The sequence below is a fragment of the Streptomyces sp. NPDC042336 genome, from assembly GCF_055581985.1.
The window spans coordinates 124,600-150,119 of record NZ_JBVJEA010000018.1 but is presented as its reverse complement, the minus strand read 5'-3'; the positions used below and the strand labels follow the sequence as shown (position 1 = coordinate 150,119).

The window sequence follows — 25,520 nt, the reverse complement described above, 5'->3', positions numbered from 1 at the left end:
CTGTACGAGCACAAGGTGTTCGTACAGGGCGCGATCTGGAACATCGACTCCTTCGACCAGTGGGGCGTCGAACTCGGCAAGGTGCTCGCCAAGCGGGTGGAGCCGGCGCTGAGCGAGGGCGCGGAGGTGCCGGGACTGGACGCGTCCACCGAGGCGCTGGTTGCCGCCTACCGGGAGTTGCGCGGGCGGGTGTGAAGGCGCCGAAGGGGCGGCGGGAGGTCTTCCGCCCCCGCCGCCCCTTCCCGTTCCCGTCCCTGGGGGCTGCCGCTCCCAGAGCCAGCTTCGGCCTGAACAGCCTCGTCCTCAAACGCCGGACGGGCTGGATTACGCCGACGCCGGTGGGTACAGCGACCTCGGCAGCTGGGACGCCGCCGCCGAGTCCAGCAGCCACAGGGTGCGGGCGCGGCCCCGAGCACCCGCCGCCGGGGCCTGGATCTCGCCCGCGCCCGACAGGGCCATCGCCACCGCGTTCGCCTTGTCCTCGCCCGCCGCGAGCAGCCACACCTCACGGGCGGCGCGGATCGCGGGCAGGGTCAGGGAGATGCGGATGGGCGGCGGCTTGGGGGAGCCGTGGACGCCGATCACCGTGCGCTCCGTCTCCCGGACTCCCGGGTGCTCCGGGAAGAGCGACGCCACGTGGGTGTCCGGACCGACACCGAGGAGCAGGACGTCGAAGGACGGCACCGCGGCGTGGTTCTCGGGGACGGAGGCCGTGGCCAGCTCCTGCGCGTAGGCGGCGGCCGCCGCCTCCACGTCCGAACCGTAGGGGCCGTCGGACGGCGCCATCGCGTGCACCCGTTTCGGGTCCAGCGGCACCGCGTCGAGCAGCGCCTGACGCGCCTGGGTGACGTTGCGCTCCGGGTCGCCGTCCGGCAGGAAGCGCTCGTCGCCCCACCACAGGTCGAGCCGGCCCCAGTCGATCGCGTCCCGGGCCGGAGAACCGGCCAGCGCCGCGAGCAGGCCGTTGCCGTTGCGGCCGCCGGTGAGGACCACGGACGCGCTGCCCCGGGAGGCCTGCGCGTCCACGATCTTCGTGATCAGGCGGGCCGCCGCGGCCTCGGCCATCAGCTCCTTGTCGCGGTGCACGACCAGCTGCGGGGTGTCGCTCATTTCGCCGCCGCCTTCCTCACCGGTGTCTTCTCCTGCGCCGCGTCCTTCGCGGGGGCCTTCGCAGCCGCCCCGACGGGAGCGGCGACCGCGCGGGCGCCGTTGCCGTCGGCCGGGTCCCCTTTGGCCGGCGCGTTCAACCGGTCCACCCCGTAGCGCAGCGCCGAGGCGTACGTGTCGTCCGGGTCCAGGCGCCGCAGCTCCTCCGCGATCAGCTCGGCCGTCTCGCGGCGCTTGAGCGCCACCGCGCGGGCCGGCTGCCCCTGGATGGAGAGGTTCGCCAGCGAGCCGTCGGCCCGGTCCAGGACGACCGGACCGCAGTCGGTGTCCATGCGGACCGCGGTGAGACCCGGGCCGCTCGACACCGTGCGCCGCACCGGCACGTCCAGCCGGTCGGCGAGCCACATCGCGAGCAGCTCACAGCTCGGGTTGAACTCCTCGCCCTCCACCTCGACCGACTGCACCTGGCAGTCGACCTGGTCGAGGGCCGCCGCCAGCATCGAGCGCCACGGCGTGATGCGGGTCCACGACAGGTCGGTGTCGCCCGGCGCGTAGGCGTCGGCACGGGCCGCCAGCTCCCGTATCGGCTCCTCGCAGGCGTAGGTGTCGGTGACGCGGCGCTGGGCGAGGGCGCCCAGGGGGTCCTTCGCCGGATCCAGCGGCGCGTTCACCGGCCACCAGACCACCACCGGCGCGTCCGGCAGCAGCAGCGGCAGGACTACCGACTGGGCGTGGTGGACGACGTCGCCGTACAGCCGCAGCACGATCGTCTCGCCGGTGCCCGCGTCGGCGCCGAGGCGCACCTCGGCGTCCAGCCTGGACTGGGTGCGGTCCCGGGGCGAGCGGGAGGCCCGCTTGATGACGAGGAGCGTGCGCGAGGGATGCTCGTGCGCGGCGTCGCTCGCGGCCTTCAGGGCGTCGTAGGCGTTCTCCTCGTCGGTGACGATGACGAGGGTGAGCACCATGCCGATCGCGGGCGTGCCGATCGCCCGACGGCCGAGCACCAGCGCCTTGTTGATCTTGCTGGCCGTGGTGTCCGTGAGGTCGGTCTTCATGGCCGGCGCCAGCTCCGTCCGTCTCGTTCCAGCATGTCGTCCGCCTCGACGGGACCCCAGGTGCCCGCCGGGTACTGGGCCGGCGTGCCGTGCTCGTCCCAGTACTCCTCGATCGGGTCGAGGATCTTCCAGGACAGCTCGACCTCCTCGGTGCGCGGGAAGAGGTTGGCGTCGCCGAGCAGCACGTCGAGGATCAGGCGCTCGTACGCCTCGGGGCTGGACTCGGTGAAGGACTCGCCGTAGGCGAAGTCCATGGACACGTCCCGGATCTCCATCGACGTGCCCGGCACCTTGGAACCGAAGCGGACGGTGACGCCCTCGTCCGGCTGGACGCGGATGACGATCGCGTTCGAGCCGAGTTCCTCGGTGGCCGTCGTGTCGAACGGGGAGTGCGGGGCCCGCTGGAAGACGACCGCGATCTCCGTGACCCGGCGGCCGAGGCGCTTGCCGGTGCGCAGGTAGAAGGGGACGCCCGCCCAGCGGCGGTTGTCGATGCCGACCTTGATCGCGGCGTAGGTGTCGGTCTTCGACTTCGGGTCGATGCCCTCCTCCTCCAGGTAGCCGACGGCCTTGGCGCCGCCCTGCCACCCGGCCGCGTACTGGCCGCGCACGGTGTCCCGGCCCAGGTCCTTGGGGAGGCGGACCGCGCCGAGCACCTTGGTCTTCTCCGCCGCCAGCGCGTCCGCGTCGAAGGAGGCGGGCTCCTCCATGGCGGTCAGCGCGAGCAGTTGGAGCAGGTGGTTCTGGATGACGTCACGCGCCGCGCCGATGCCGTCGTAGTAGCCGGCCCGGCCGCCGATGCCGATGTCCTCGGCCATGGTGATCTGGATGTGGTCCACGTAGGACCGGTTCCAGATCGGCTCGAACATCGTGTTGGCGAAGCGCAGCGCCAGGATGTTCTGGACGGTCTCCTTGCCCAGGTAGTGGTCGATGCGGAAGACCTGGTCCGGGGCGAAGACCTCGTGGACGATCGCGTTGAGTTCCTCGGCCGACCTCAGGTCGTGGCCGAAGGGCTTCTCGATCACCGCGCGGCGCCAGGAGCCGCCCGTCTGGTCGGCGAGACCGTGCTTCTTCAGCTGCTGGATGACCACCGGGAAGGACTTCGGCGGCACCGACAGGTAGAAGGCGAAGTTGCCGCCCGTGCCCTGTGCCTTGTCCAGTTCCTCGATGGTGCCGCGCAGCCGCTCGAAGGCGTCGTCGTCGTCGAAGGTGCCCTGGACGAAGCGCATCCCCTGGATGAGCTGCTGCCAGACCTCCTCGCGGAACGGCGTACGGGAGTGTTCCTTGACGGCGTCGTGCACGACCTGGGCGAAGTCCTCGTGCTCCCAGTCGCGGCGGGCGAACCCGACGAGCGAGAAGCCCGGCGGCAGCAGACCCCGGTTGGCGAGGTCGTACACGGCGGGCATGAGCTTCTTGCGGGACAGATCACCGGTGACGCCGAAAATGACCAGACCCGACGGCCCCGCGATACGCGGGAGCCGTCGGTCTGCGGGGTCACGCAGCGGATTGCTGCTTGACAATTTTTAGCCCTCCGAGGGAGCGAGGCGCTTGAGCTCCGCCTCCGTGGACTTCAGCAGGTCGTTCCAGGCGTCCTCGAACTTGTCGACGCCCTCGTCCTCCAGGAGCTGGACCACCTCGTCGTAGGAGATCCCGAGCTTCTCGACCGCGTCGAGGTCGGCGCGGGCCTGCTCGTACGACCCGGCGACGGCGTCGCCGGTGATCTCGCCGTGGTCCTCGGTGGCCAGCAGCGTGGCCTCCGGCATGGTGTTGACCGTGTTCGGCGCGACCAGGTCGGTGACGTACATGGTGTCGCTGTACGCCTTGTCCTTCACACCGGTCGACGCCCACAGCGGACGCTGCTTGTTGGCGCCGGCCTTCTCCAGGGCGGCCCAGCGGTCGGTGCCGAAGACCTCCTCGTACGCCTGGTAGGCGAGGCGCGCGTTGGCGACGGCGGCCTTGCCGCGCAGCGCCTTGGCCTCGTCGGTGCCGATCGCGTCGATCCGCTTGTCGATCTCGGTGTCCACGCGGGACACGAAGAAGGACGCCACGGAGTGGATCTGCGACAGGTCCAGGCCGCGCTCCTTGGCCTTCTCCAGGCCGGTCAGGAAGGCGTCCATGACCTTGCGGTAGCGCTCCAGCGAGAAGATCAGCGTGACGTTGACGCTGATGCCCAGGCCGATGGTCTCGGCGATGGCCGGCAGGCCCGCCTCGGTGGCCGGGATCTTGATGAAGGTGTTGGGCCGGTCCACCAGCCACGCCAGCTGCTTGGCCTCGGCCACGGTGGCGTGGGTGTTGTGCGCCAGGCGCGGGTCCACCTCGATGGAGACCCGGCCGTCCTTGCCGCCGGTGTTGTCGAAGACCGGGCGCAGGATGTCGGCGGCGTCGCGGACGTCCGCCGTGGTGATCATGCGGATGGCCTCTTCGACCGTGACCCCGCGCACGGCGAGGTCGGCGAGCTGCTGGTCGTAGCCGTCGCCCTGGGAGATCGCCTTCTGGAAGATCGACGGGTTGGTGGTGACGCCCACGACGTGCTGCTGGTCGATCAGCTCGGCGAGGTTGCCGGACGTGATCCGCTTGCGCGACAGGTCGTCCAGCCAGATCGCGACGCCTTCATCGGAGAGGCGCTTGAGTGCGTCTGTCATGGAAAATGCATCTCCTACGTGTCGTGTACGAGCGTCAGCGCTGGGCTGCGGCGATCGATTCCCGGGCGGCGGACGCGACGTTCTCGGCGGTGAAACCGAACTCCTTGAAGAGCACCTTGGCGTCCGCCGAAGCACCGAAGTGCTCCAGGGAGACGATCCGGCCGGCGTCCCCCACGTACTTGTGCCAGGTCAGACCGATCCCGGCCTCGACCGCGACCCGCGCCCTCACGGACGGGGGCAGGACGCTGTCCCGGTACCCCTGGTCCTGCTGCTCGAACCATTCCACGGACGGCATGGACACCACACGGGTCGGCACGCCGTCGGCCTGGAGCCGCTCGCGCGCCTCGACGGCGACGTGCACCTCGGAGCCGGTGGCGATGAGCAAGACCTCGGCGTCGCCGCCGTCGGCCTCGAACAGGACGTAGCCGCCCTTGGCCGCGTCGTCGTTGGGCTCGTACGTCGGCACGCCCTGGCGGGTCAGCGCCAGACCGTGCGGCTGGCCCTTGCCGAACTCCTTCGTCCAGCGCCGGAGGATCTCGCGCCAGGCGATGGCGGTCTCGTTGGCGTCGGCCGGACGGACCACGTTCAGACCCGGGATGGCGCGCAGCGAGGCCAGGTGCTCGACCGGCTGGTGCGTCGGACCGTCCTCGCCCAGACCGATGGAGTCGTGCGTCCACACGTACGTCACCGGCAGGTGCATCAGCGCCGACAGCCGCACCGCGTTGCGCATGTAGTCGGAGAAGACCAGGAAGGTTCCGCCGTAGATGCGGGTGTTGCCGTGCAGCGCGATGCCGTTCATCTCCGCGGCCATCGCGTGCTCGCGGATGCCGAAGTGGATGGTGCGGCCGTACGGGTCGGCCTCCGGCAGCGGGTTGCCCGCCGGGAGGAAGGACGACGTCTTGTCGATCGTCGTGTTGTTGGAGCCCGCGAGGTCGGCCGAGCCGCCCCACAGCTCCGGGACGACCGCGCCGAGCGCCTGGAGCACCTTGCCGGACGCGGCGCGGGTCGCCAGGCCCTTGCCGGCCTCGAAGACCGGGATCTTCTCCTCCCAGCCCTTCGGCAGCTCACCCTTGGCGACGCGGTCGTACTCGGCGGCGCGGTCCGGGTTGTTGTCCCGCCACTGCTGGAAGGACTTCTCCCACACCGCGCGGGCCGCCTGGCCCTTCTCCAGCGCCTTGCGGGTGTGCCCGATGACCTCGTCGGAGACCTCGAAGGACTTCTCCGGGTCGAAGCCCAGGACCCGCTTGGTCGCCGCGACCTCGTCGTCGCCGAGCGCCGAGCCGTGCGCGGCCTCGGTGTTCTGCGCGTTCGGGGCGGGCCAGGCGATGATCGAGCGCATGGCGATGAAGGACGGCCGGTCGGTGACCTTCTTCGCCTCCTGGATCGCGTCGTAGATCGCGTTCGGGTCCAGGTCGCCGTCCGGCTTCGGGGCGACACGCTGGACGTGCCAGCCGTACGCCTCGTACCGCTTGCAGGTGTCCTCGGAGACGGCGGTCTCGGTGTCGCCCTCGATGGAGATGTGGTTGTCGTCCCACAGCAGCACCAGGTTGCCGAGCTTCTGGTGACCGGCCGTGGAGGACGCCTCGGCGGAGATGCCCTCCTGGAGGCAGCCGTCACCGGCGATGCAGTAGACGAAGTGGTCGAAGGGGGACTCGCCCTCCGGGGCCTCCGGGTCGAACAGGCCGCGCTCGTAGCGGGCGGCCATCGCCATGCCCACCGCGTTGGCCACGCCCTGGCCCAGCGGACCGGTCGTGGTCTCCACGCCCGTGGTGTGGCCGTACTCCGGGTGGCCGGGGGTCTTGGAGCCCCAGGTGCGGAAGGACTCCAGGTCCGCCAGCTCCAGGCCGAAGCCGGCCAGGTACAGCTGGGTGTAGAGGGTCAGGGACGAGTGGCCCGCGGACAGCACGAAACGGTCGCGCCCGACCCAGTTCGCGTCGGCGGGGTCGTGCCGCATCACCTTCTGGAAGAGGGTGTAGGCGGCGGGCGCCAGGCTCATCGCCGTACCAGGATGGCCGTTGCCAACCTTCTGTACGGCATCGGCGGCCAGGACGCGGGCGGTGTCCACGGCCCGCTGGTCCAGTTCGGTCCACTCGAGGTCTGTGGTGGTCGGCTTGGTGCTCACCCTGAGTCAGGGCTCCTCTCCACATGTCGGTTGCCCGTGCACAGGTGCACGGGCTGCCGGCGCGTCCGTGAGTCGGCCGGCCATTGCCGAGCCTACCCCCGTAAGTACGTGCGTTTTTCCGCTGGAAACCAGACTGCCGGGACTCTTCCGGATCCGCCTGTCGACTGGGCGAAACCGCATTCGGCAAGTGAATACGGAGCCGCTCATCTGACCGCTCAACCGACTCCGCGAACGCACGTCGGAGCGCTCGCGCCAACACGAGCCCACCCCCGCGAAGGCCGAGGTATGGGCAACGTCTAAAGTGGCGTGGTACGCGCGAGCCTTTACCGCCACTTCACACGGGGAGGCTCGCTGGGATGTCTCTGTCAGGGGTGTGCGTGACGGCCGTTGAATCCCGTCCTGCGGGGGTTATCGGGACGAGCCAGAGCCCGAGTCACCGGCCGTTCGGGGCCCGTGTCAAGGCGTTCGTGGCGCTGACCAAGCCGCGGATCATCGAGCTTCTGCTGATCACCACCGTTCCGGTGATGTTCCTCGCCGAGCAGGGTGTTCCGAATCTGAAGCTGGTGCTGCTGACCTGCGTCGGCGGTTACCTGTCGGCCGGCGGCGCCAATGCGCTGAACATGTACATCGACCGCGACATCGACGCGCTGATGGACCGGACCTCGCAGCGACCGCTGGTGACCGGCATGGTCAGTCCGGCCGAATGCCTCGTCTTCGGCATCGCTCTGGCGATCGTCTCCACGCTGCTGTTCGGCTTCACCGTGAACTGGCTGTCGGCCTGGCTCTCGCTCGGCGCGCTCCTCTTCTACGTCGTCGTCTACACGATGATCCTCAAGCGCCGCACCTCGCAGAACATCGTCTGGGGCGGCATCGCCGGCTGTCTCCCGGTGCTCATCGGCTGGTCGGCCGTGACCAACTCGATGTCCTGGGCGCCGATCATCCTCTTTGGCGTGATGTTCTTCTGGACGCCGCCGCACTACTGGCCGCTGTCCATGAAGGTCAAGGAGGACTACGCGCGCGTCGGCGTGCCGATGCTCCCCGTGATCGCGTCCAACAAGGTGGTCGCCCGGCAGATCGTCATCTACAGCTGGGTGATGGTCGTCGTGTCGCTGCTGCTGACGCCGCTCGGCTACACCGGCTGGTTCTACACGGCGGTCGCCGTGGCGGCCGGCGGCATGTGGCTGTGGGAGGCGCACGGGCTGCAGAACCGGGCCAAGGCCGAGGTGACCGGCGGCAAGCTCAAGGAGATGCGGCTGTTCCACTGGTCCATCACCTACGTGTCGGTGCTGTTCCTCGCCATCGCGGTGGACCCCTTCCTGCGCTGAGCGTCATCCGGTGGAGCCGTCCGACGGGCGGGGTGCGTGGTCAAGGCCACGCACCCCGCCCGTCGCCGTTCGATCTACCCGTCGGTAGCATCCTGGTCATGGCAGACACGCAGCAGGTGGAGACGGAGCAGGCCGGCGTGAAGCGCGGCTGGGCCGGCCGATGGGACGCGTACGAGGTGACCCGGATGGCCGGGCGGATCGAATCCTTCGCCAAGGCCCACGGCGGCGCCGAGGCCCAGGTGGCCCACCTCGGGGAGCGCGGCGCCCGGATCGTGCTCGTCGGCGAGGACGGCGCCTGGGGCGACCTGGTCGCGCGCACCCACGACAGGGCGCGCAAGGCCGTGGAGAAGTCCGGGATCACCGTCCACGAGGACTTCGACGGCGAGTTCGCCGCCAAGGTCACCACGGGCCGCTACGAGTGGTCGCGCATGGCGGGCATCCAGGTCGGAGGACCGAGCAACACCTGAGGGCCGGTTCACCCGTTAGGACCGTAGGAAGCCGCGAGGCGCGCGGGCCGCGAGGCGCACGAGCCGCGCGGCGCTCGGTCCCAGCACGGGGAGCCCGGATGATCGAAACGCCGTCCCTGGTGGACCAGTACTGCCACGGCGTCCTGAGAACGGAGCTGGGCCTCGGCACCTTCGAGGCCCAGCTGGCCCGCACCGAGGGACCGCCGGCCCCGGGCACCACCCTCTTCGATACCCAGACCGGCTTCGCGGTACGCCGCTGGTGCCCGCCCCTGCTCGGCCTGGAACCGCACTGCCCGCCCGCCCGCTACCTGGCCCGGCGCCGTGAACTGGGCGTCATGGAGGCCGACCGCCGGCTGCTGCGCGGCAGCGGCATCACCACCTATCTGGTCGACACCGGACTGCCCGGAGACCTCACCGGCCCCACCGAGATGGCCTCGGCCGCGGACGCGGACACCCGCGAGATCGTGCGCCTGGAACTGCTGGCCGAGCAGGTCGCGGACACCTCCGGCACCGTCGAGTCCTTCCTCGCCAACCTCGCCGAGGCCGTGCACGGCGCCGCCGCGCACGCGGTCGCCTTCACCTCCGTCGCCGGCGTACGGCACGGCCTGGCGCTCGCGCCGGAGCCGCCGGGCCCCGGCGAGGTGCGCGGGGCCGCCGCCCGCTGGCTGACCGGGCGCGAGGTCGGCGGGGAGCTGAGCGACCCGGTGCTGCTGCGCCACCTGCTGTGGATCGCCGTCGCCTCGGGCCTGCCGCTCCAGCTGCACGCGGGCCTCGGCGAGCCGGGCCTGCGCATCGACCGCACCGACCCGGTCCTGCTCACCGACTTCGTACGGGCCACCGCGGGGCTCGGCAGCGACCTGGTCCTGCTGCACGGCTACCCCTACCACCGCCACGCCGCCCACCTGGCCGGCGTCTTCCCGCACGTCTACGCCGACTCGGGCGCCGCCCTGGTGCGCACCGGCGCCCGGGCCGCGACGGTCCTCGCGGAGATCCTGGAGCTGGCCCCCTTCGGCAAGATCCTCTTCTCCAGCGGCGCCCAGGGCCTGCCCGAGCTGCACGTGGTCGCCGCCCGGCTGTTCCGGGAGGCCCTCGGCAGGGTGCTGGGCACCTGGGTGGCCGAGGGGGCGTGGTCGCTCGGGGACGCCCAGCGGGTGGCGGGGATGATCGCCGCGGGGAACGCGGGGCGGGTCTACGGGCTGGAGTGACGGGTGTACGGATCGGAGCGCGTCGCCGAGACTGGGCGCATGCCGACCGACGCCCTGCTCGACCGCTTCCTCACCGGCCTCGCGCCCCTCGACCCCGTCGCCGTCTGGGCACATGGTTCCCTGGGCGCGGGCGACTACCAGGAAGGCCGCAGCGACCTCGACCTGATCGCGGTCCTGCCCCGGCCGGCCACGGCCCGCACGGCCTGGCGGCTGGGGCTGCTCCACGCCCGCCTGCGCGCCGAACCCCTGGCCGGGCTGCTGCACTGCACCTACCTGTCGCCCGAGACCGCCGCCGACCCCGAGGCACGGCACCTCACCTGGGCCCACCAGCAGCTCTTCAAGCGCACGGTCACCCCGGTCACCCGGCGCGAACTCCACAGCTTCGGCCGCGTCCTGCACGGCGAGCCGCCGGAGCACGTGCTGCCGCCGGTGACGGACCCCGAGCTGGCCGGGTTCGTCGTCCGCGACCAGCGGGACTTCTGGCGGCCGAGCGTGCGCAGGGCGGAGCTGTGGTCGCGGGACGTCTGGGTCGACCTGGGCCTGCTCACCTTCGCCCGCGCCACCGTCACCCTGCGCGAGGGACGCCTGATCACCAAGCGCCAGGCCCTGGACGAGCTGCCCGCCCTGGGCGCTCCCGGCGAGGTCGTCGAGGACATCACCGAACGGCGGTACGGGAAACGCGCGCGGCCCGCGGCCACGGGGGAGTGGACTGCCCGCCGCGCGGAGCTGACCCGGAGCTACCTGGGCCCGGCCATCGACACGCTGGTGGCGTCGTACTCCTGAGCGGGCAGCCCCGAGACCGTGTCCGTCTCCTCGGGCCGCTCGCGCAGCGCCAGCAGCACCCGCAGCACCGCGATCCACACCAGGCACGAGCCGAACATGTGCAGGCCGACCAGGACCTCGGGCAGGTCGGTGAAGTACTGGACGTACCCGATGACCCCCTGGGCGAGCAGCACCAGGAACAGGTCGCGGGTGCGGGACAGCGGACCCTTGGGCGCGTCGACCGCCTTCAGCACGAACCACAGGGCGAACGTCAGCGTCACCACGATCCACGCCAGGACGGCGTGCCCCTTGGTGATCATCTCCCAGTCGACCGGCATCCGCGGGACCTCGCTGGAGTCACCCGCGTGCGGACCGGCACCGGTGACCACCGTGCCGACCAGGATCAGCAGCGCGGAAACCGCGATCATCACCCACACCAGCTGCTGCACGGACTTGCCGACCAGGGGGCGCGGCTCCGTGTCGCCCTCCCGGGTGCGCTGCCACATCAGCGTGGCCAGGGTGATCAGCGCCGTCGTCGCCACGAAGTGGGCCGCCACCGTGTACGGGTTGAGGCCGACCAGTACGACGATCCCACCGAGGACGGCGTTGCTCATCACCACCCAGAACTGCGCCCACCCCAGGAGGGTGAGGCTGCGCCGGTAGGGCTTCTGCGACCGCGCGGCGATGATCGCCCAGCCGACCGCGGCGCACAGCACGTACGTCAGCATGCGGTTGCCGAACTCGATGGCGCCGTGCAGGCCCATCTCGCTGGTCGCGGTGAGGGAGCTGTCGGTGCACTTGGGCCAGGTCGGGCAGCCGAGCCCGGAGCCGGTGAGCCGGACGGCGCCGCCGGTGATGACGATGATCACCGACATCACGAGGGGCGCGAGGGCCGCCCGCTGGACCGTCCGGGGGTGCGGCGTCCAGCGCGCGGCGATGAAGGCGAGCGGGTTGCGCACGGCGGCTGCGGCGTCGGCGCGGGTCACGTTTGGCACGCCGTCCATCGTAGGCGCCCGCTTGTGCACGCTTTCACGAGGGTCGGTCTCGGGCATGCGTCCCTACTCCCAGCGGAAGAACTTTCCGGCCGCCGCGAGGCCCACGACCGCCCACACGGCGAGGATGCCCAGGTCGCCCCAGGGCATCGCGGCACCGTGCTGGAGGACGTCCCGCAGCCCGTCCGACAGGGCGGAGATCGGCAGCAGTCCCAGCACGTCCCGCGCCGCGTCCGGGAACTTGTCCAGCGGCACGATCACCCCGCCGCCCACCAGGAGCAGCAGGAAGACCAGGTTGGCGGCGGCCAGCGTGGCCTCCGCCTTGAGGGTGCCCGCCATCAGCAGCCCGAGCCCGGAGAAGGCGGCGGTGCCGAGGACCAGGAGCAGCAGCACGGCCGCCGGGTTGCCGTGCGGCGACCAGCCCAGCGCGAAGGCGATCACCGTCAGCAGCACGATCTGGAGCACCTCGGTGACCAGGACGGACGCCGTCTTCGCGGTCATCAGGGCCCAGCGCGGCAGGGGCGAGGCGGCCAGCCGCTTCAGCACCCCGTACCGGCGCTCGAACCCGGTGGCGATGGCCTGTCCGGTGAACGCCGTCGACATCACGGCCAGCGCGAGGATGCCGGGGGCGAGGAAGTCGACCGCCTCCCCGGCTCCGGTGTCGATGATGTCCACGGAGCTGAACAGCACGAGCAGCAGCGTCGGGATGACCACCGTCAGCAGCAGCTGCTCGCCGTTGCGCAGCAGCATCTTCGTCTCGAGCACGGCCTGCGCCGCGATCATGCGGCCGAGCGGCGCGGCGCCGGGCCTCGGCGTGTAGGTGCCGGTGGTCGTCGTCATGAGCGCAGTTCCTTGCCGGTCAGTTCCAGGAAGACGTCCTCCAGGGTGTGCCGCTCCACCGAGATGCGGTCCGGCATCACCCCGTGCTGGGCGCACCAGGAGGTCACCGTCGCCAGCAGCTGCGGGTCGACCTTGCCGTTCACCCGGTAGGAGCCCGGGGTCAGCTCGGCCGCCGCGGAGTCCGGGGGCAGCGCCTTGAGCAGGGACGCGACGTCCAGCCCCGGCCGGCCCGTGAACCGCAGGGTGTTCTCGGCGCCGCCGCGGCACAGCTGCTCCGGAGAGCCCTGGGCGACGACCCGGCCGGTGTCGACGATGGCCACGTCGTCGGCCAGCTGCTCGGCCTCGTCCATGTGGTGGGTGGTGAGGATCACCGAGACCCCGTCGCCGCGCAGGTCCCGCACGAGGTCCCAGGTGGCGCGGCGGGCCTGGGGGTCGAGACCGGCGGTCGGCTCGTCCAGGAACACCAGCTCCGGGCGGCCGACCACGGCCATCGCGAGGGCGAGCCGCTGCTGCTGCCCGCCCGAGAGCCTGCGGTACGTGGTGCGGCCGCACGAGCCGAGACCGAGCCGCTCGATCAGCGCGTCGACGTCCAGCGGATGGGCGTGCAGCTTCGCGACGTGGCGCAGCATCTCGTCCGCGCGGGCGCCGGAGTAGACGCCCCCGGACTGGAGCATCACGCCGATCCGCGGGCGCAGCTCGGCGCCCTGTCGCACCGGGTCCAGGCCGAGGACGCGGACCGTCCCGGAGTCCGGTCTGCGGTATCCCTCACAGGTCTCGACCGTGGTCGTCTTGCCCGCCCCGTTGGGGCCGAGCACGGCGGTGACGCCCGTGCGGGCCACCAGGTCGAGGCCGTCCACCGCGGTCTTCGTGCCGTACCGCTTCACCAGGGCCTGGACCTGGACCACGGGCTCGCTTCGCATGGGTCACGAGTCTAGGTAGGCGGACGACCGGCCGGGCGCGGGGGTGTGGAAAACCTCCTCGCGGCCGGGACGGGCCTCACTCGCGGGGGCGGTGCACGGGAAGCCACCGTTCGGCGTAGGCGACCGCGTCCGGCAGCGGGAACAGCCGTACGTCGGCGGCGCCGACCCTGCCGCGCACCACGGGACGGTCCCGTTCGAAGTCGTGGCCCAGCTCCTCGAAGCGCTCCGAGGTGATCGACACCTCGGTCACCCGCTCCCAGCCCACCGGCCCCGGGCGTCCCACCTCCACCAGCGGGGCGGGGATCCGGTACTCGGCGAGGTGGAAGGCGGTGCAGGCGTCGTAGCCGGCGCCGAGCAGCAGAACCCGGGCGTCCAGCCGTTCGAGGGTGGCCAGCGGGCTGCGCTCGCCCAGCCGGCAGTCGGTCGCGTGGCCCGCGACCACCTCGTCGGCGCGGGCGCCGAGGGCCGCGAAGGAGGTCTGGGGATGGGCGCTGCGCCGGGCGCCGGGCCAGGTGCGCACCGTCTCCGGGACCACTCCGACGCCGCGCGAGGGCGAGATCAGCGGGTCGTAGGCGGGCGTCGCCGCCCGTACGGTCTCCCACCACTCCTCGGGCACCGGCGGACTGGTCCACAGAGCCGGGTCGGAGAGGTCGCCGGTCTGGGTCGGGACCACCAGGGTGCCGCTCGGACCGAGCACGTCGAGCAGCGCCTGGACGACCGCGACGGGGCCTGAGCAGACCCAGCCGAGCGCGCTGAGGGAGGAGTGCACGAGGAGGGTGTCGCCGGTCCGTACACCCAGTTCGCGCAGCCCGGCGGCGATCGTGCCGCGGGTGACGAGTGGGCCGGTCGGAGGGGGTGTGGGCATGCGGGGGAGTGTTCCGGAAGCCGCTCGCGGACGCCAGCGGATTGCCCCCTCGCTGATCGATCAAAGATCGTTTCCGCAGGTCACCTTAGGTATGCCTAAGTGACGCAGGGCACCGTCCGATGATCCGGACGCGGGTTGCCCGCCCCGGATGAATTACGCAACAATGGCGTTGTGAAAAACGTCGGTGAGGCTCCGCAGGAGGAACTCGCGACCGGTGAGCGGTCCACCCGCAACCGTGTCGCGCGCTCCATCCTGGACCACGGGCCCTCGACCGTCGCCGAGCTTGCCGGTCGTCTGGGCCTGACCCAGGCCGCCGTCCGGCGCCATCTCGACGCGCTGGTCGCCGACGACGTGGTGGAGGCCCGCGAGCAGCGGGTCTACGGCACGCGCACGCGCGGGCGGCCCGCCAAGGTCTTCGCGCTCACCGACTGCGGCCGGGACGCCTTCGACCAGTCGTACGACAAGCTGGCCGCCGACGCCCTGCGCTGGATCGCCGAGCAGGAGGGCGGGGAGCAGGCGATCGCCGCCTTCGCCCGCGCCCGGATCGCCGCCCAGTCCGGCGCGTACCGCGCGGCCGTCGAGTCCGTGCCCGCCGACAAGCGCACCGAAGCGCTGGCCAAGGCCCTGAGCGCGGACGGGTACGCTGCTACCGCGCGGAGCGCACCCCACCCCCAGCAGGGCGAGCAGCTGTGCCAGCACCACTGCCCGGTCGCCCACGTCGCGGAGCAGTTCCCGCAGCTGTGCGAGGCGGAGACGGAATTTTTCGCCGAGCTGCTCGGTACGCATGTACAGCGTCTCGCGACCATCGCGCACGGCGACGGGGTGTGCACCACGTTCATTCCGAAGACTTCGAAGCCTCCCGAGACTTCCGAGACGGCTTCCAAGACGCTTTCCAAGACCCATAACGCATCTGCAAGCACGGCCGGGAGGAACCCCGCATGACTCTCCCCACGGAGACTGCTCACCCTGAGCTCGAGGGCCTGGGCAAGTACGAATACGGCTGGGCCGACTCCGACACGGCCGGCGCCTCTGCCAAGCGCGGCATCAACGAGGACGTCGTCCGCGACATCTCCGCGAAGAAGAACGAGCCGGAGTGGATGACCAAGCTCCGCCTCAAGGGCCTGCGCCTCTTCGAGAAGAAGCCGATGCCGAACTGGGGCTCGGACCTGTCGGGGATCGACTTCGACAACATCAAGTACTTCGTGCGCTCCACGGAGAAGCAGGCGGAGTCCTGGGAGGACCTGCCCGAGGACATCAAGAACACGTACGACAAGCTCGGCATCCCCGAGGCAGAGAAGCAGCGCCTCGTCGCCGGTGTCGCCGCCCAGTACGAGTCCGAGGTCGTCTACCACCAGATCCGCGAGGACCTGGAGGAGCAGGGCGTCATCTTCCTGGACACCGACACGGCCCTGAAGGAGCACCCGGAGCTCTTCAAGGAGTACTTCGGCACCGTCATCCCCGTCGGTGACAACAAGTTCGCCTCGCTGAACAGCGCCGTGTGGTCCGGCGGCTCCTTCATCTACGTGCCGAAGGGCGTGCACGTCGAGATCCCGCTCCAGGCCTACTTCCGCATCAACACGGAGAACATGGGCCAGTTCGAGCGGACCCTGATCATCGTCGACGAGGGCGCCTACGTGCACTACGTCGAGGGCTGCACCGCGCCGATCTACAAGTCCGACTCGCTGCACTCCGCGGTCGTCGAGATCATCGTCAAGAAGAACGCCCGCTGCCGCTACACGACCATCCAGAACTGGTCGAACAACGTCTACAACCTGGTCACCAAGCGCGCCGTGGCGTACGAGGGCGCGACCATGGAGTGGATCGACGGCAACATCGGCTCCAAGGTGACGATGAAGTACCCGGCCGTCTACCTGATGGGCGAGCACGCCAAGGGCGAGACCCTGTCCATCGCCTTCGCGGGCGAGGGCCAGCACCAGGACGCCGGCTCCAAGATGGTCCACATGGCGCCGAACACCTCCTCCAACATCGTCTCGAAGTCCGTGGCGCGCGGCGGCGGCCGCACCTCCTACCGCGGCCTCGTCGAGATCGGCGAGGGCGCCCACGGTTCCAAGTCGAACGTGCTGTGCGACGCGCTGCTCGTCGACACCATCTCCCGCTCCGACACGTACCCCTACGTGGACGTCCGCGAGGACGACGTGTCCATGGGCCACGAGGCGACCGTCTCCAAGGTCTCCGAGGACCAGCTCTTCTACCTGATGAGCCGCGGTCTGAGCGAGTTCGAGGCGATGGCGATGATCGTGCGCGGCTTCGTCGAGCCGATCGCCAAGGAGCTGCCCATGGAGTACGCCCTCGAGCTCAACCGGCTGATCGAGCTGCAGATGGAGGGCGCGGTCGGCTGACCCCGCCCCCGCCCCCGAAGCAGTCGCCAGTTTCGCCAGATTCTGACGCAGGAACGTAGGAAGAGAGCAGACCGACAGCCATGGCTGAGGCTCAGAACATCCCCGTGGGGTCCACCACCGCGGGCCAGATCGCGGTGGCCGCCGAGTCGACCGTCGCCACGCGCATGAGCGCACCCGCGTCCTTCGACGTGGCGGACTTCCCGGTCCCGCACGGCCGCGAGGAGGAATGGCGGTTCACCCCGCTTGAGCGGCTGCGCGGGCTGCACGACGGCACCGCGGTCGCCACCGGCGACGGCGTGAAGGTCGACGTCGACGCGCCCGAGGGTGTCGTCGTCGAGACCGTCGGCCGCGACGACGCGCGCATCGGCCGGGCCGGCACCCCCGTGGACCGGGTCGCCGCCCAGGCCTACTCGGCGTTCGAGAAGGCCGGCGTGATCACCGTCCCCAAGGAGACGGTCCTCACCGAGCCGATCCGCATCGTCGTGCACGGCGAGGGCGGCACCGCCTACGCCCACCAGGTCGTCGAGCTGGGCGCCTTCGCCGAGGCCGTCGTCGTCATCGACCACTCCGGCGACGCGGTGCTCGCCGCCAACGTCGACTACGTCCTGGGCGACGGCGCCAAGCTGACCGTCGTCTCCGTCCAGGACTGGGACGACAAGGCCGTGCACGTCGGCCAGCACAACGCGCTCGTCGGCCGGGACGCCACCTTCAAGTCCTTCGTGGTCACCTTCGGCGGCGACCTGGTCCGGCTGCACCCGCGCGTGGCCTACGCGGGCCCCGGCGGCGAGGCCGAGCTGTTCGGCCTGTACTTCACCGACGCCGGCCAGCACCAGGAGCACCGCCTCCTGGTCGACCACAACGTCCCGCACTGCAAGTCCAACGTCGTCTACAAGGGCGCGCTCCAGGGCGACGACGCGCACGCGGTGTGGATCGGCGACGTGCTCATCGAGGCCGCGGCCGAGGGCACCGACACCTACGAGATGAACCGCAACCTCGTCCTCACCGACGGCGCGCGGGTCGACTCGGTGCCGAACCTGGAGATCGAGACCGGTGAGATCGTCGGCGCCGGCCACGCCTCCGCGACCGGCCGCTTCGACGACGAGCAGCTCTTCTACCTGATGGCGCGCGGCATCCCCGAGATCGACGCCCGCCGCCTGGTGGTCCGCGGCTTCTTCGCCGAGCTGGTCCAGCAGATCGGCGTCGCCGACATCGAGGAGCGCCTCCTCGCCAAGATCGAAGAGGAGCTGGAGGCGTCGGTCGCATGACCTTCGTACGCGTCTGTGGAGCGGACGAGCTGGAGGAGGAAACCCCGAAGCGGGTGGAACTCGACGGCACGCCGATCTCCGTCGTGCGGACCGAGGGCGAGGTCTTCGCGATCAACGACATCTGCTCGCACGCGAACGTCTCCCTCTCCGAGGGCGAGGTCGACGACTGCCACATCGAGTGCTGGCTGCACGGCTCGCGCTTCGACCTCCGTTCCGGCAAGCCCGACAGTCTTCCGGCGACGCGCCCCGTCCCCGTATACCCCGTAAAGATCGAAGGGGACGACGTGCTCGTCTCCCTCACCCAGGAGTCCTGAGGCACCCATGGCAACGCTTGAAATCCGAGACCTGCACGTCACCGTCGAGGCCGACAACGCCACGAAGGAGATCCTCAAGGGCGTCGACCTCACCGTGAAGCAGGGCGAGACGCACGCCATCATGGGCCCCAACGGCTCCGGCAAGTCGACGCTCGCCTACTCGCTGGCGGGTCACCCCAAGTACACGATCACCGGCGGCACCGTCACCCTCGACGGCGAGGACGTCCTGGAGATGTCCGTCGACGAGCGCGCCCGCGCCGGCCTCTTCCTCGCCATGCAGTACCCGGTCGAGGTCCCCGGCGTCTCCGTCTCCAACTTCCTGCGCACCTCCGCCACCGCCGTCCGCGGCGAGGCCCCCAAGCTGCGGCACTGGGTGAAGGAGGTCAAGGAGGCCATGGAGCGCCTCAACATGGACCCCGCCTTCGCCGAGCGCAACGTCAACGAGGGCTTCTCCGGCGGTGAGAAGAAGCGCCACGAGATCCTCCAGCTGGAGCTGCTCAAGCCCAAGGTCGCGATCCTCGACGAGACCGACTCCGGCCTGGACGTCGACGCCCTGCGTGTCGTCTCCGAGGGCGTCAACCGGGTCCGCGAGTCCGGCGAGGTCGGCACCCTGCTGATCACGCACTACACGCGCATCCTGCGCTACATCAAGCCCGACTTCGTCCACGTGTTCTCCGCCGGCCGCATCGTCGAGTCCGGCGGCGCCGAGCTCGCCGACAAGCTGGAGAACGAGGGCTACGAGGCATACACGAAGGGTGGCGTATCCGCGTGACACAGCTGCCGGGCCTCCTCGACACCGAGGCGATCCGCAAGGACTTCCCCATCCTGGACCGCCAGGTCCACGACGGGCACAAGCTCGTGTACCTGGACAACGCGGCGACCAGCCAGAAGCCGCGACAGGTGCTGGACGCGCTCAGCGAGTACTACGAGCGCTACAACGCCAACGTCCACCGCGGCGTGCACGTCCTCGCCGAGGAGGCCACGGCGCTGTACGAGGGCGCGCGTGACAAGGTCGCGGAGTTCATCAACGCGCCCTCGCGCGACGAGGTGATCTTCACCAAGAACGCCTCGGAGTCCCTCAACCTGGTCGCGAACATGCTGGGCTGGGCCGACGAGCCCTACCGCGTGGACCACGAGACCGAGATCGTCATCACGGAGATGGAGCACCACTCCAACATCGTGCCGTGGCAGCTGCTGGCGCAGCGCACCGGCGCGAAGCTCCGCTGGTTCGGTCTCACGGACGACGGCCGCCTGGACCTGTCCAACATCGACGAGGTCATCACCGAGAAGACGAAGATCGTCTCCTTCGTGCTGGTCTCCAACATCCTGGGCACCCAGAACCCGGTCGAGGCGATCGTGCGCCGCGCCCAGGAGGTCGGCGCCCTCGTGTGCGTCGACGCCTCCCAGGCGGCGCCGCACATGCCGCTGGACGTCCAGGCGCTCCAGGCCGACTTCGTGGCCTTCACCGGCCACAAGATGTGCGGCCCGACCGGCATCGGTGTGCTGTGGGGGCGCCAGGAGCTGCTCGAGGACCTCCCGCCGTTCCTCGGTGGCGGCGAGATGATCGAGACCGTCTCGATGCACTCCTCCACCTACGCCCCGGCCCCGCACAAGTTCGAGGCGGGCACGCCCCCGATCGCCCAGGCGGTCGGTCTCGGCGCGGCGATCGACTACCTGAACTCGATCGGGATGGACAAGATCCTCGCCCACGAGCACGCGCTGACCGAGTACGCGGTCAAGCGCCTGCTGGAGGTCCCGGACCTGCGCATCATCGGCCCCACCACGGCCGAGGAGCGCGGCGCGGCGATCTCCTTCACGCTGGGGGACATCCACCCGCACGACGTGGGCCAGGTCCTCGACGAGCAGGGCATCGCGGTCCGGGTCGGCCACCACTGCGCCCGCCCCGTCTGCCTGCGCTACGGAATTCCTGCGACCACGCGAGCGTCGTTCTATCTGTACTCCACGCCGGCCGAGATCGACGCGCTGGTCGACGGCCTGGAGCACGTACGGAACTTCTTCGGCTGACGGGACGAGCGAAGAGCATGAAGCTGGACTCCATGTACCAGGAAGTCATCCTGGACCACTACAAGAACCCGCACGGGCGGGGCTTGCGGGATGGCGACGCCGAGGTCCACCACGTCAACCCCACCTGCGGGGACGAGATCACGCTCCGCGTGAAGTACGACGGCACGACGATCAGCGACGTCAGCTACGAGGGCCAGGGCTGCTCCATCAGCCAGGCGAGCGCCTCCGTGCTGAACGACCTGCTGGTCGGCAAGGACCTCGCCCAGGCGCAGCGCATCCAGGAGACCTTCCTGGAGCTGATGCAGTCCAAGGGCAAGGTCGAGCCGGACGACGCCATGGAGGAGGTCCTGGAGGACGCGGTCGCGTTCGCCGGGGTCTCGAAGTATCCGGCCCGGGTCAAGTGCGCCCTGCTGAGCTGGATGGCCTGGAAGGACGCGACGTCCCAGGCACTGGACGGCGCCGACGCCGAGAAGGAGACGACGGCATGAGCGAGACCCTGGAGATGAAGCCGGCCTCGGAGGAGGAACTCCGCGAGGCCCTGATGGACGTCGTGGACCCGGAGCTGGGCATCGACGTCGTCAACCTCGGCCTGATCTACGGCATCCACGTCGACGACGCGAACATCGCCACCGTCGACATGACCCTGACGTCGGCGGCCTGTCCGCTGACCGACGTGATCGAGGACCAGGCCAAGTCCGCCACGGACGGCCTCGTCAGCGAGCTGCGCATCAACTGGGTCTGGATGCCGCCGTGGGGCCCCGACAAGATCACGGACGACGGCCGCGAGCAGCTGCGCGCGCTCGGGTTCAACGTCTGAGCCGCACCGGCACAACGGCTGTGGAGAACGGCGACACCTTCGGGTGTCGCCGTTCTCCGTGTTCGCTCCCCGCCCGCGCCCCCTGTTATGTACGCTCGTACACATGGGATATCTGCTCCTGGCCGGTGCCATCGCCGCCGAGGTCGCCGGCACCACCGCCATGAAGTACAGCGAGGGCTTCAGCAGGCTGGTGCCGTCCCTGCTGACGGCCCTCGCCTACGTGCTGTCCTTCGCCCTTCTCGCCCAGACCCTGAAGCTCCTCGCCGTCGGCACCGCGTACGCCATCTGGGCCGGGGTGGGCACGGCCGCCATCGCCACGATCGGGGTCGCCTTCATGGGCGAGGGGATGACCCTCACCAAGGCCGCCGGCATCGCGCTGATCATCATCGGCGTCGTCGTCCTCAACCTGGGCGGGGCACACTGATGCCCCGCCGTCACGATCCGGAGCGCCGCCAGCGCATCATCGACGCGGCGATCAGGGTCGTCGGACGGGCGGGCATCGCCGGCCTCAGCCACCGCAGCGTCGCCGCCGAGGCGGACGTGCCGCTCGGCTCCACGACGTACCATTTCGCGACCCTCGACGACCTCATGGTCGCCGCCCTGCGCCAGGCCAACGAGGGCTTCGCCGGAGTCGTGGCCGCCCACCCCGCCCTGTCACGACCCGACGTCGACCTGCCCGGCGAACTCGCCCGCGTCCTCGGCGAATGGCTGGGCGGCGACCGCACCGGCGTGGAGCTGGAGTACGAGCTGTACCTCGCCGCCCTGCGCCGTCCCGCGCTGCGCCCGGTCGCCGCCGAGTGGGCCGAGGGCGTGGGCGCCCTGCTCGCCGCCCGCACCGACCCCACGACGGCCCGCGCCCTGGTCGCCGTACTGGACGGCATCTGCCTCCAGGTCCTGCTGACGGACACGCCGTACGACGAGGAGTACGCCCGCGAGGTGCTGGCCCGGGTGGTCCCCGCGCCCGGCACGCGAGACGCCCCCGGTCCCGGCTCGCATCGGCGGGCGGCGGCCGGTTAGGTTGCCCTCATGACCGACACGACTGCTCCCCGCACCACCGGCGCCGTGGCCGCCGGCCTCGCCACGATCGCCGCCGACGGCACCGTCCTCGACACCTGGTACCCGGCCCCCGAACTGTCCGACGAGCCCGGTCCCTCCGGCACCGAGCGCCTCACCGCCGAACAGGCCGCCGAACTCCTGGGCGGCGGCGCGACGGCGGCGGTCGGTCCGGACGCCCGGCGCGGCGTCGAGGTGGTCGCGGTCCGCACGGTCATCTCCTCGCTGGACGAGAAGCCGCTCGACACGCACGACGTCTACCTGCGCCTGCACCTGCTCTCCCACCGCCTGGTCAAGCCGCACGGCCTGAGCCTGGAAGGCCAGTTCGCCTTCCTCGCCAACGTCGCCTGGACCTCGCTCGGCCCGGTCGCCGTCGACGACATCGAGAAGGTCCGCCTCAACGCCCGCGCCGAGGGTCTGCACCTCCAGGTCACCTCGATCGACAAGTTCCCCCGCATGACGGACTACGTCGCCCCCAAGGGCGTCCGCATCGCCGACGCCGACCGGGTCCGGCTCGGCGCGCACCTCGCCGCGGGCACCACGGTCATGCACGAGGGCTTCGTCAACTTCAACGCCGGCACGCTGGGCACCTCGATGGTCGAGGGCCGCATCTCCGCGGGCGTCGTCGTCGGCGACGGCTCCGACATCGGCGGCGGCGCCTCCACCATGGGCACCCTCTCCGGCGGCGGCAACGTCCGCATCACCATCGGCGAGCGCTGCCTGGTCGGCGCCGAGGCGGGCGTCGGCATCGCGCTGGGCGACGAGTGCGTGGTCGAGGCCGGCCTCTACGTCACCGCGGGCACCCGTGTCACGATGCCCGACGGCCAGATCGTCAAGGCCCGCGAACTCTCCGGCGCCTCCAACATCCTCTTCCGCCGCAACTCGGTCACCGGAACGGTCGAGGCCCGCCCGAACAACGCGGTCTGGGGCGGCCTGAACGAGGTGCTGCACAGCCACAACTGAGCCGGCGTGAGTGTGCCGAGCGCCCTTTCCGGTCGTCGTGGGGAGGCGCTCAGGTGTCGGTGGGGGTGCCCTGCTCCTGCCGGCGGCGCACGATCTCGGTGATCCAGACGGGGGCGTACGGGGAGGTGCAGCCCGGGGGAGTGGGGTAGTCCTTCAGGACGCCGAGGCGCTCGCCGATGGCGAGGGCGCGGGGCCGGTGGGCGGGGTGGTCGATGCCGATCCGGGCCAGGCAGTGGTTCATCGCCCACTGCAGACGGTCCGGGGCGTCCTTCATCTCCGACTCGATGGTGTCCAGCAGGGCCGGGAGGTCGAGACCCTCGGGCTTCCTCGTCACGCGTTCGGTGGTCAGTGCCCAGCCCGCGCTCGCGACGACGGGGTCGGGGTCGGCGGTCCAGACCGCGCGCAGTTCCTCGGCGTGCGGGTTCTTCTTCACCACGTAGTTCACGAGCCAGTCGTGCACCTTGGGGGTGCGGGCCTCGCGCAGCATGGTGTCCAGTTCGTCGCGGTCGTAGGACTTGGGGCGGCAGACCAGGAGGGCCAGCAGACGTGCGGCCGTGTCGTCCGTGGCCCAGAGGCCGCGCGCGAGTTCGGGCCGGGTCTTCAGGCGTTTCGCGAGCGCGCGCAGCTTGGTGAGGTTCACGCCGTGGTCGTCGCCGTGCTTCTCGTTCACGGCCCGGATCCGCGGGTCGTCGAGCGCGGCCAGCTCGGCCGTCACCTCGGCCACCGTCGGCTCCCTCGGCGTCTTCTCCGGCACCTCGGCCCCTCCTGTCGCCCCGGTCGGTCGTCTGCGGGGCCCCAGCCTACGGCGGTCACCGTTTCAGGGCCCGGTACCTCTTCAGCGGCACGGTGAGGCGCGCCTGGCCGGCCGCTCCGTTCAGCTCGGTCAGGAGGTCGTCGGGGCACAGCTCGTAGAGATCGCCCCACCAGCGGCGGCCCTTGTCGTCCCAGATCCGGTAGCCGCCCGGGACGCCCCGGGCCACGTAGCGCCTTCTGCTCATCGCCGGCAACGGCAACCCGCACGTACGGATGACCACCCGTGACTTTCCGGTGGTCTTGGCGGATGAACGGGTGGACGCAGAGTCCGATCAGACGCCGATCCGACGAAACGAGGACCTGGGATGACGCCTGAGAACACGCCTGAGAACACGCCTGGGACGACGACCGGGCGGGCGGGGACCCTCGCGCGCCTGCTGGCCGGGGCCGGTGCCGCGGCACTGGTGTGCTGCGGGTCGGTGTGGGCCGCGGGGGCCGCGCACGCCGACGAGACGACGACCGGCTCGCACAACGGCCCCCGCGTGGGTCTCCTCAACGTCCACGTCGGCCAGATCGACGACCCGGCGGAGGACGTGCTGGAGCACACGCTGCTGTTCGGCGACGGCTACGCCTGGGACTGACCGGCGTGGGCGGCCAGTTCCTCGTAGGCCGCCAGCAGACCGGCCGTGGTCCGCGGGTCCGCGGGCCGCAGCGGCGCGCGGACCGGGCCCGCCGGAAGGCCCAGTGCGCCGAGGAGGGCCTTGGCGGTGACGGTGCCGGGCAGACCGGCCGCTGTCATCGACTCGACGAGCGGCACGGCCCGCCGCTGGAGCAGGGCGGCCCGTCCGGTGTCGCCCGCGTCGAAGGCGTCGAGGACGGCCCGGAACAGGTCCGGCACGACGTTGGCGGCGGTGCTGACGTACCCCGCCGCGCCGACCGCGTACAGGGCGAGGATCTGCTCGTCGCAGCCCGCGTAGTACGCCAGGCCGGTGCGAGACAGCACCTTCTGGGTGCCGAGGAGGTCGTAGGCGCAGTCCTTGACGGCGACGATCCGCGGGTGCCCGGCGAGGCGGACCAGGGTGTCGGGTTCGATGCGGATGCCGGTGCGGCCCGGGATGTCGTACAGCATCACGGGCAGCCCGCTCGCGTCGGCGACCTCGCGGAAGTGCGCCTCCAGGGCGTCCTGCGGGGGCCTGCTGTAGTACGGCGCCACCACCAGCAGCCCGTCCGCGCCCGCCTTCTCGGCGGCCAGGGCCAGTTCCACGGTGTGCCGGGTGTCCGCGGTGCCGACCCCGGCGACGAGGGCCGCCCGGTCCCCGACCGCCTCCCGGACCGCCGTCACCAGCGCCGCCTTCTCGGCGTCCGTGGTGGTCGGCGACTCGCCCGTGGTGCCCGACAGCACCAGGCCGTCACAGCCCCGGGAGACCAGGCGCTCGGCGAGCCGCCGGGCGCCGTCGAGGTCGAGTGCGCCGGACTCGGTGAAGGGCGTGACCATCGCGCACAGCGCGCGGCCGAAGGGGGCGGCGGGGCGGTGGCGGTCGTGGCGGCGGTCGTGGTCTGTCGTCATGGGAGTAGTGTCGACGGCTCGACAGTTTAGCTCCACTTAATTCTTCTACGAGGTACTTGTAAGTGATGCTTCGGTAGAGGGTGGTGTACGGGGCGTCCCTG

28 protein-coding genes and 1 pseudogene are annotated in these 25,520 nt (G+C 70.9%); 17 read left to right on the top strand and 12 right to left on the bottom strand.

Going from position 1 to position 25,520, the window contains the following annotated elements:
* Positions 1-195, top strand: a pseudogene (locus ACZ6IM_RS30855) (glucose-6-phosphate isomerase); the annotation flags it as partial.
* A 129-nt stretch (positions 196-324) separates the two neighbouring features.
* Here the strand turns inward: ACZ6IM_RS30855 and pgl are convergent.
* From pgl to tkt, 5 genes are read right to left on the bottom strand one after another with little or no spacing between them, the layout of a single operon-like run.
* Positions 325-1,110 (bottom strand): 6-phosphogluconolactonase, encoded by a 786-nt coding sequence (pgl, locus tag ACZ6IM_RS30850; protein ID WP_052841911.1) that lies wholly within the window; start codon positions 1,108-1,110, stop codon positions 325-327.
* Complete coding sequence (opcA, locus tag ACZ6IM_RS30845; RefSeq protein WP_469560928.1) at positions 1,107-2,162, bottom strand: glucose-6-phosphate dehydrogenase assembly protein OpcA; 1,056 nt, start codon at positions 2,160-2,162, stop codon at positions 1,107-1,109. The genes pgl and opcA overlap by 4 nt, the downstream gene beginning before the upstream one ends.
* Complete coding sequence (gene zwf / locus ACZ6IM_RS30840; RefSeq protein WP_052841909.1) at positions 2,159-3,682, bottom strand: glucose-6-phosphate dehydrogenase; 1,524 nt, start codon at positions 3,680-3,682, stop codon at positions 2,159-2,161. Before zwf ends, opcA begins: the two co-directional genes overlap by 4 nt.
* Before the next feature lie 3 nt (positions 3,683-3,685).
* On the bottom strand, positions 3,686-4,804 hold the full coding sequence (gene tal / locus ACZ6IM_RS30835) for a transaldolase (protein WP_052841908.1): 1,119 nt from the start codon (positions 4,802-4,804) through the stop codon (positions 3,686-3,688).
* Positions 4,805-4,838: 34 nt separating this feature from the next.
* Positions 4,839-6,926 (bottom strand): transketolase, encoded by a 2,088-nt coding sequence (gene tkt, locus ACZ6IM_RS30830; RefSeq protein ID WP_052841907.1) that lies wholly within the window; start codon positions 6,924-6,926, stop codon positions 4,839-4,841.
* A gap of 356 nt (positions 6,927-7,282) precedes the next feature.
* Between tkt and ACZ6IM_RS30825 the strand changes: the two genes are divergently transcribed.
* From ACZ6IM_RS30825 to ACZ6IM_RS30810, 4 genes are all read left to right on the top strand, one after another.
* Positions 7,283-8,251 carry a heme o synthase gene (locus ACZ6IM_RS30825; RefSeq protein ID WP_469560921.1) on the top strand — a complete coding sequence of 323 codons (969 nt, stop codon included), beginning with the start codon at positions 7,283-7,285 and terminating at the stop codon, positions 8,249-8,251.
* Positions 8,252-8,349: 98 nt separating this feature from the next.
* Positions 8,350-8,718 (top strand): hypothetical protein, encoded by a 369-nt coding sequence (locus ACZ6IM_RS30820; protein WP_052841905.1) that lies wholly within the window; start codon positions 8,350-8,352, stop codon positions 8,716-8,718.
* Between the two features lie 98 nt (positions 8,719-8,816).
* Positions 8,817-9,923 carry an amidohydrolase family protein gene (locus ACZ6IM_RS30815; RefSeq protein WP_469560918.1) on the top strand — a complete coding sequence of 369 codons (1,107 nt, stop codon included), beginning with the start codon at positions 8,817-8,819 and terminating at the stop codon, positions 9,921-9,923.
* Between the two features lie 39 nt (positions 9,924-9,962).
* The gene (locus ACZ6IM_RS30810; RefSeq protein WP_469560915.1) at positions 9,963-10,706 is read left to right on the top strand and encodes a nucleotidyltransferase; all 744 of its coding nucleotides are present in this window, start codon (positions 9,963-9,965) and stop codon (positions 10,704-10,706) included.
* On the opposite strand, the gene ACZ6IM_RS30805 is transcribed toward ACZ6IM_RS30810, so the two are convergent.
* The 4 genes from ACZ6IM_RS30805 to ACZ6IM_RS30790 all read right to left on the bottom strand — a co-directional run bounded on the left by ACZ6IM_RS30805 (position 10,661) and on the right by ACZ6IM_RS30790 (position 14,302).
* Complete coding sequence (locus ACZ6IM_RS30805) at positions 10,661-11,689, bottom strand: COX15/CtaA family protein (RefSeq protein WP_469560912.1); 1,029 nt, start codon at positions 11,687-11,689, stop codon at positions 10,661-10,663. The two genes, ACZ6IM_RS30810 and ACZ6IM_RS30805, sit on opposite strands and share 46 nt — an antisense overlap.
* 54 nt (positions 11,690-11,743) lie before the next feature.
* The gene (locus ACZ6IM_RS30800) at positions 11,744-12,517 is read right to left on the bottom strand and encodes an ABC transporter permease (protein WP_052841901.1); all 774 of its coding nucleotides are present in this window, start codon (positions 12,515-12,517) and stop codon (positions 11,744-11,746) included.
* The gene (locus ACZ6IM_RS30795) at positions 12,514-13,437 is read right to left on the bottom strand and encodes an ABC transporter ATP-binding protein (RefSeq protein WP_469560909.1); all 924 of its coding nucleotides are present in this window, start codon (positions 13,435-13,437) and stop codon (positions 12,514-12,516) included. Before ACZ6IM_RS30795 ends, ACZ6IM_RS30800 begins: the two co-directional genes overlap by 4 nt.
* Positions 13,438-13,513: 76 nt before the next feature.
* Positions 13,514-14,302 carry an AAC(3) family N-acetyltransferase gene (locus ACZ6IM_RS30790; protein WP_052841899.1) on the bottom strand — a complete coding sequence of 263 codons (789 nt, stop codon included), beginning with the start codon at positions 14,300-14,302 and terminating at the stop codon, positions 13,514-13,516.
* 171 nt (positions 14,303-14,473) lie between these two features.
* On the opposite strand from ACZ6IM_RS30790, the gene ACZ6IM_RS30785 reads away from it, so the two are divergent.
* From ACZ6IM_RS30785 to dapD, 11 genes are all read left to right on the top strand, one after another.
* Positions 14,474-15,244, top strand: coding sequence for a helix-turn-helix transcriptional regulator (locus tag ACZ6IM_RS30785; RefSeq protein ID WP_052841898.1), 771 nt, complete (start codon positions 14,474-14,476; stop codon positions 15,242-15,244).
* Positions 15,241-16,662 (top strand): Fe-S cluster assembly protein SufB, encoded by a 1,422-nt coding sequence (gene sufB, locus ACZ6IM_RS30780; protein ID WP_003976894.1) that lies wholly within the window; start codon positions 15,241-15,243, stop codon positions 16,660-16,662. The genes ACZ6IM_RS30785 and sufB overlap by 4 nt, the downstream gene beginning before the upstream one ends.
* Positions 16,663-16,742: 80 nt before the next feature.
* A complete protein-coding gene (sufD, locus tag ACZ6IM_RS30775) occupies positions 16,743-17,927 on the top strand; it encodes a Fe-S cluster assembly protein SufD (RefSeq protein ID WP_052841897.1) in 1,185 nt (394 codons plus the stop codon).
* Positions 17,924-18,241 (top strand): non-heme iron oxygenase ferredoxin subunit, encoded by a 318-nt coding sequence (locus ACZ6IM_RS30770; RefSeq protein WP_469560903.1) that lies wholly within the window; start codon positions 17,924-17,926, stop codon positions 18,239-18,241. The genes sufD and ACZ6IM_RS30770 overlap by 4 nt, the downstream gene beginning before the upstream one ends.
* A gap of 7 nt (positions 18,242-18,248) precedes the next feature.
* Positions 18,249-19,013 (top strand): Fe-S cluster assembly ATPase SufC, encoded by a 765-nt coding sequence (gene sufC, locus ACZ6IM_RS30765; RefSeq protein WP_052841895.1) that lies wholly within the window; start codon positions 18,249-18,251, stop codon positions 19,011-19,013.
* Positions 19,010-20,266 (top strand): cysteine desulfurase, encoded by a 1,257-nt coding sequence (locus tag ACZ6IM_RS30760; protein ID WP_052841894.1) that lies wholly within the window; start codon positions 19,010-19,012, stop codon positions 20,264-20,266. Before sufC ends, ACZ6IM_RS30760 begins: the two co-directional genes overlap by 4 nt.
* Before the next feature lie 17 nt (positions 20,267-20,283).
* Positions 20,284-20,754: a Fe-S cluster assembly sulfur transfer protein SufU gene (gene sufU / locus ACZ6IM_RS30755; RefSeq protein ID WP_052841893.1), complete on the top strand. Its 471-nt coding sequence runs from the start codon at positions 20,284-20,286 to the stop codon at positions 20,752-20,754.
* Positions 20,751-21,083 carry a metal-sulfur cluster assembly factor gene (locus tag ACZ6IM_RS30750; RefSeq protein WP_003976900.1) on the top strand — a complete coding sequence of 111 codons (333 nt, stop codon included), beginning with the start codon at positions 20,751-20,753 and terminating at the stop codon, positions 21,081-21,083. Before sufU ends, ACZ6IM_RS30750 begins: the two co-directional genes overlap by 4 nt.
* A 103-nt stretch (positions 21,084-21,186) precedes the next feature.
* Positions 21,187-21,507: a DMT family transporter gene (locus tag ACZ6IM_RS30745; RefSeq protein WP_052841892.1), complete on the top strand. Its 321-nt coding sequence runs from the start codon at positions 21,187-21,189 to the stop codon at positions 21,505-21,507.
* Positions 21,507-22,100, top strand: coding sequence for a TetR/AcrR family transcriptional regulator (locus tag ACZ6IM_RS30740; RefSeq protein ID WP_052841891.1), 594 nt, complete (start codon positions 21,507-21,509; stop codon positions 22,098-22,100). Before ACZ6IM_RS30745 ends, ACZ6IM_RS30740 begins: the two co-directional genes overlap by 1 nt.
* 9 nt (positions 22,101-22,109) lie before the next feature.
* Positions 22,110-23,099, top strand: coding sequence for a 2,3,4,5-tetrahydropyridine-2,6-dicarboxylate N-succinyltransferase (dapD, locus tag ACZ6IM_RS30735; protein ID WP_052841890.1), 990 nt, complete (start codon positions 22,110-22,112; stop codon positions 23,097-23,099).
* Between the two features lie 49 nt (positions 23,100-23,148).
* Here the strand turns inward: dapD and ACZ6IM_RS30730 are convergent, their stop codons facing one another.
* Together ACZ6IM_RS30730 and ACZ6IM_RS30725 are read right to left on the bottom strand one after the other, a co-directional pair.
* A complete protein-coding gene (locus ACZ6IM_RS30730; RefSeq protein ID WP_469560895.1) occupies positions 23,149-23,853 on the bottom strand; it encodes a DNA alkylation repair protein in 705 nt (234 codons plus the stop codon).
* A gap of 55 nt (positions 23,854-23,908) precedes the next feature.
* Entirely contained in the window at positions 23,909-24,097 is a 189-nt protein-coding gene (locus ACZ6IM_RS30725; protein ID WP_469560892.1) for a hypothetical protein, read from the bottom strand.
* A gap of 120 nt (positions 24,098-24,217) precedes the next feature.
* Here ACZ6IM_RS30725 and ACZ6IM_RS30720 point away from each other — a divergent pair, with 120 nt between their 5' ends.
* Complete coding sequence (locus ACZ6IM_RS30720) at positions 24,218-24,493, top strand: hypothetical protein (RefSeq protein ID WP_052841887.1); 276 nt, start codon at positions 24,218-24,220, stop codon at positions 24,491-24,493.
* On the opposite strand, the gene dapA is transcribed toward ACZ6IM_RS30720, so the two are convergent.
* Positions 24,478-25,419, bottom strand: a complete 942-nt coding sequence (dapA, locus tag ACZ6IM_RS30715; protein ID WP_052841886.1) for a 4-hydroxy-tetrahydrodipicolinate synthase — start codon at positions 25,417-25,419, stop codon at positions 24,478-24,480. The two genes, ACZ6IM_RS30720 and dapA, sit on opposite strands and share 16 nt — an antisense overlap.
* Between the last annotated feature and the right edge of the window lie 101 nt (positions 25,420-25,520).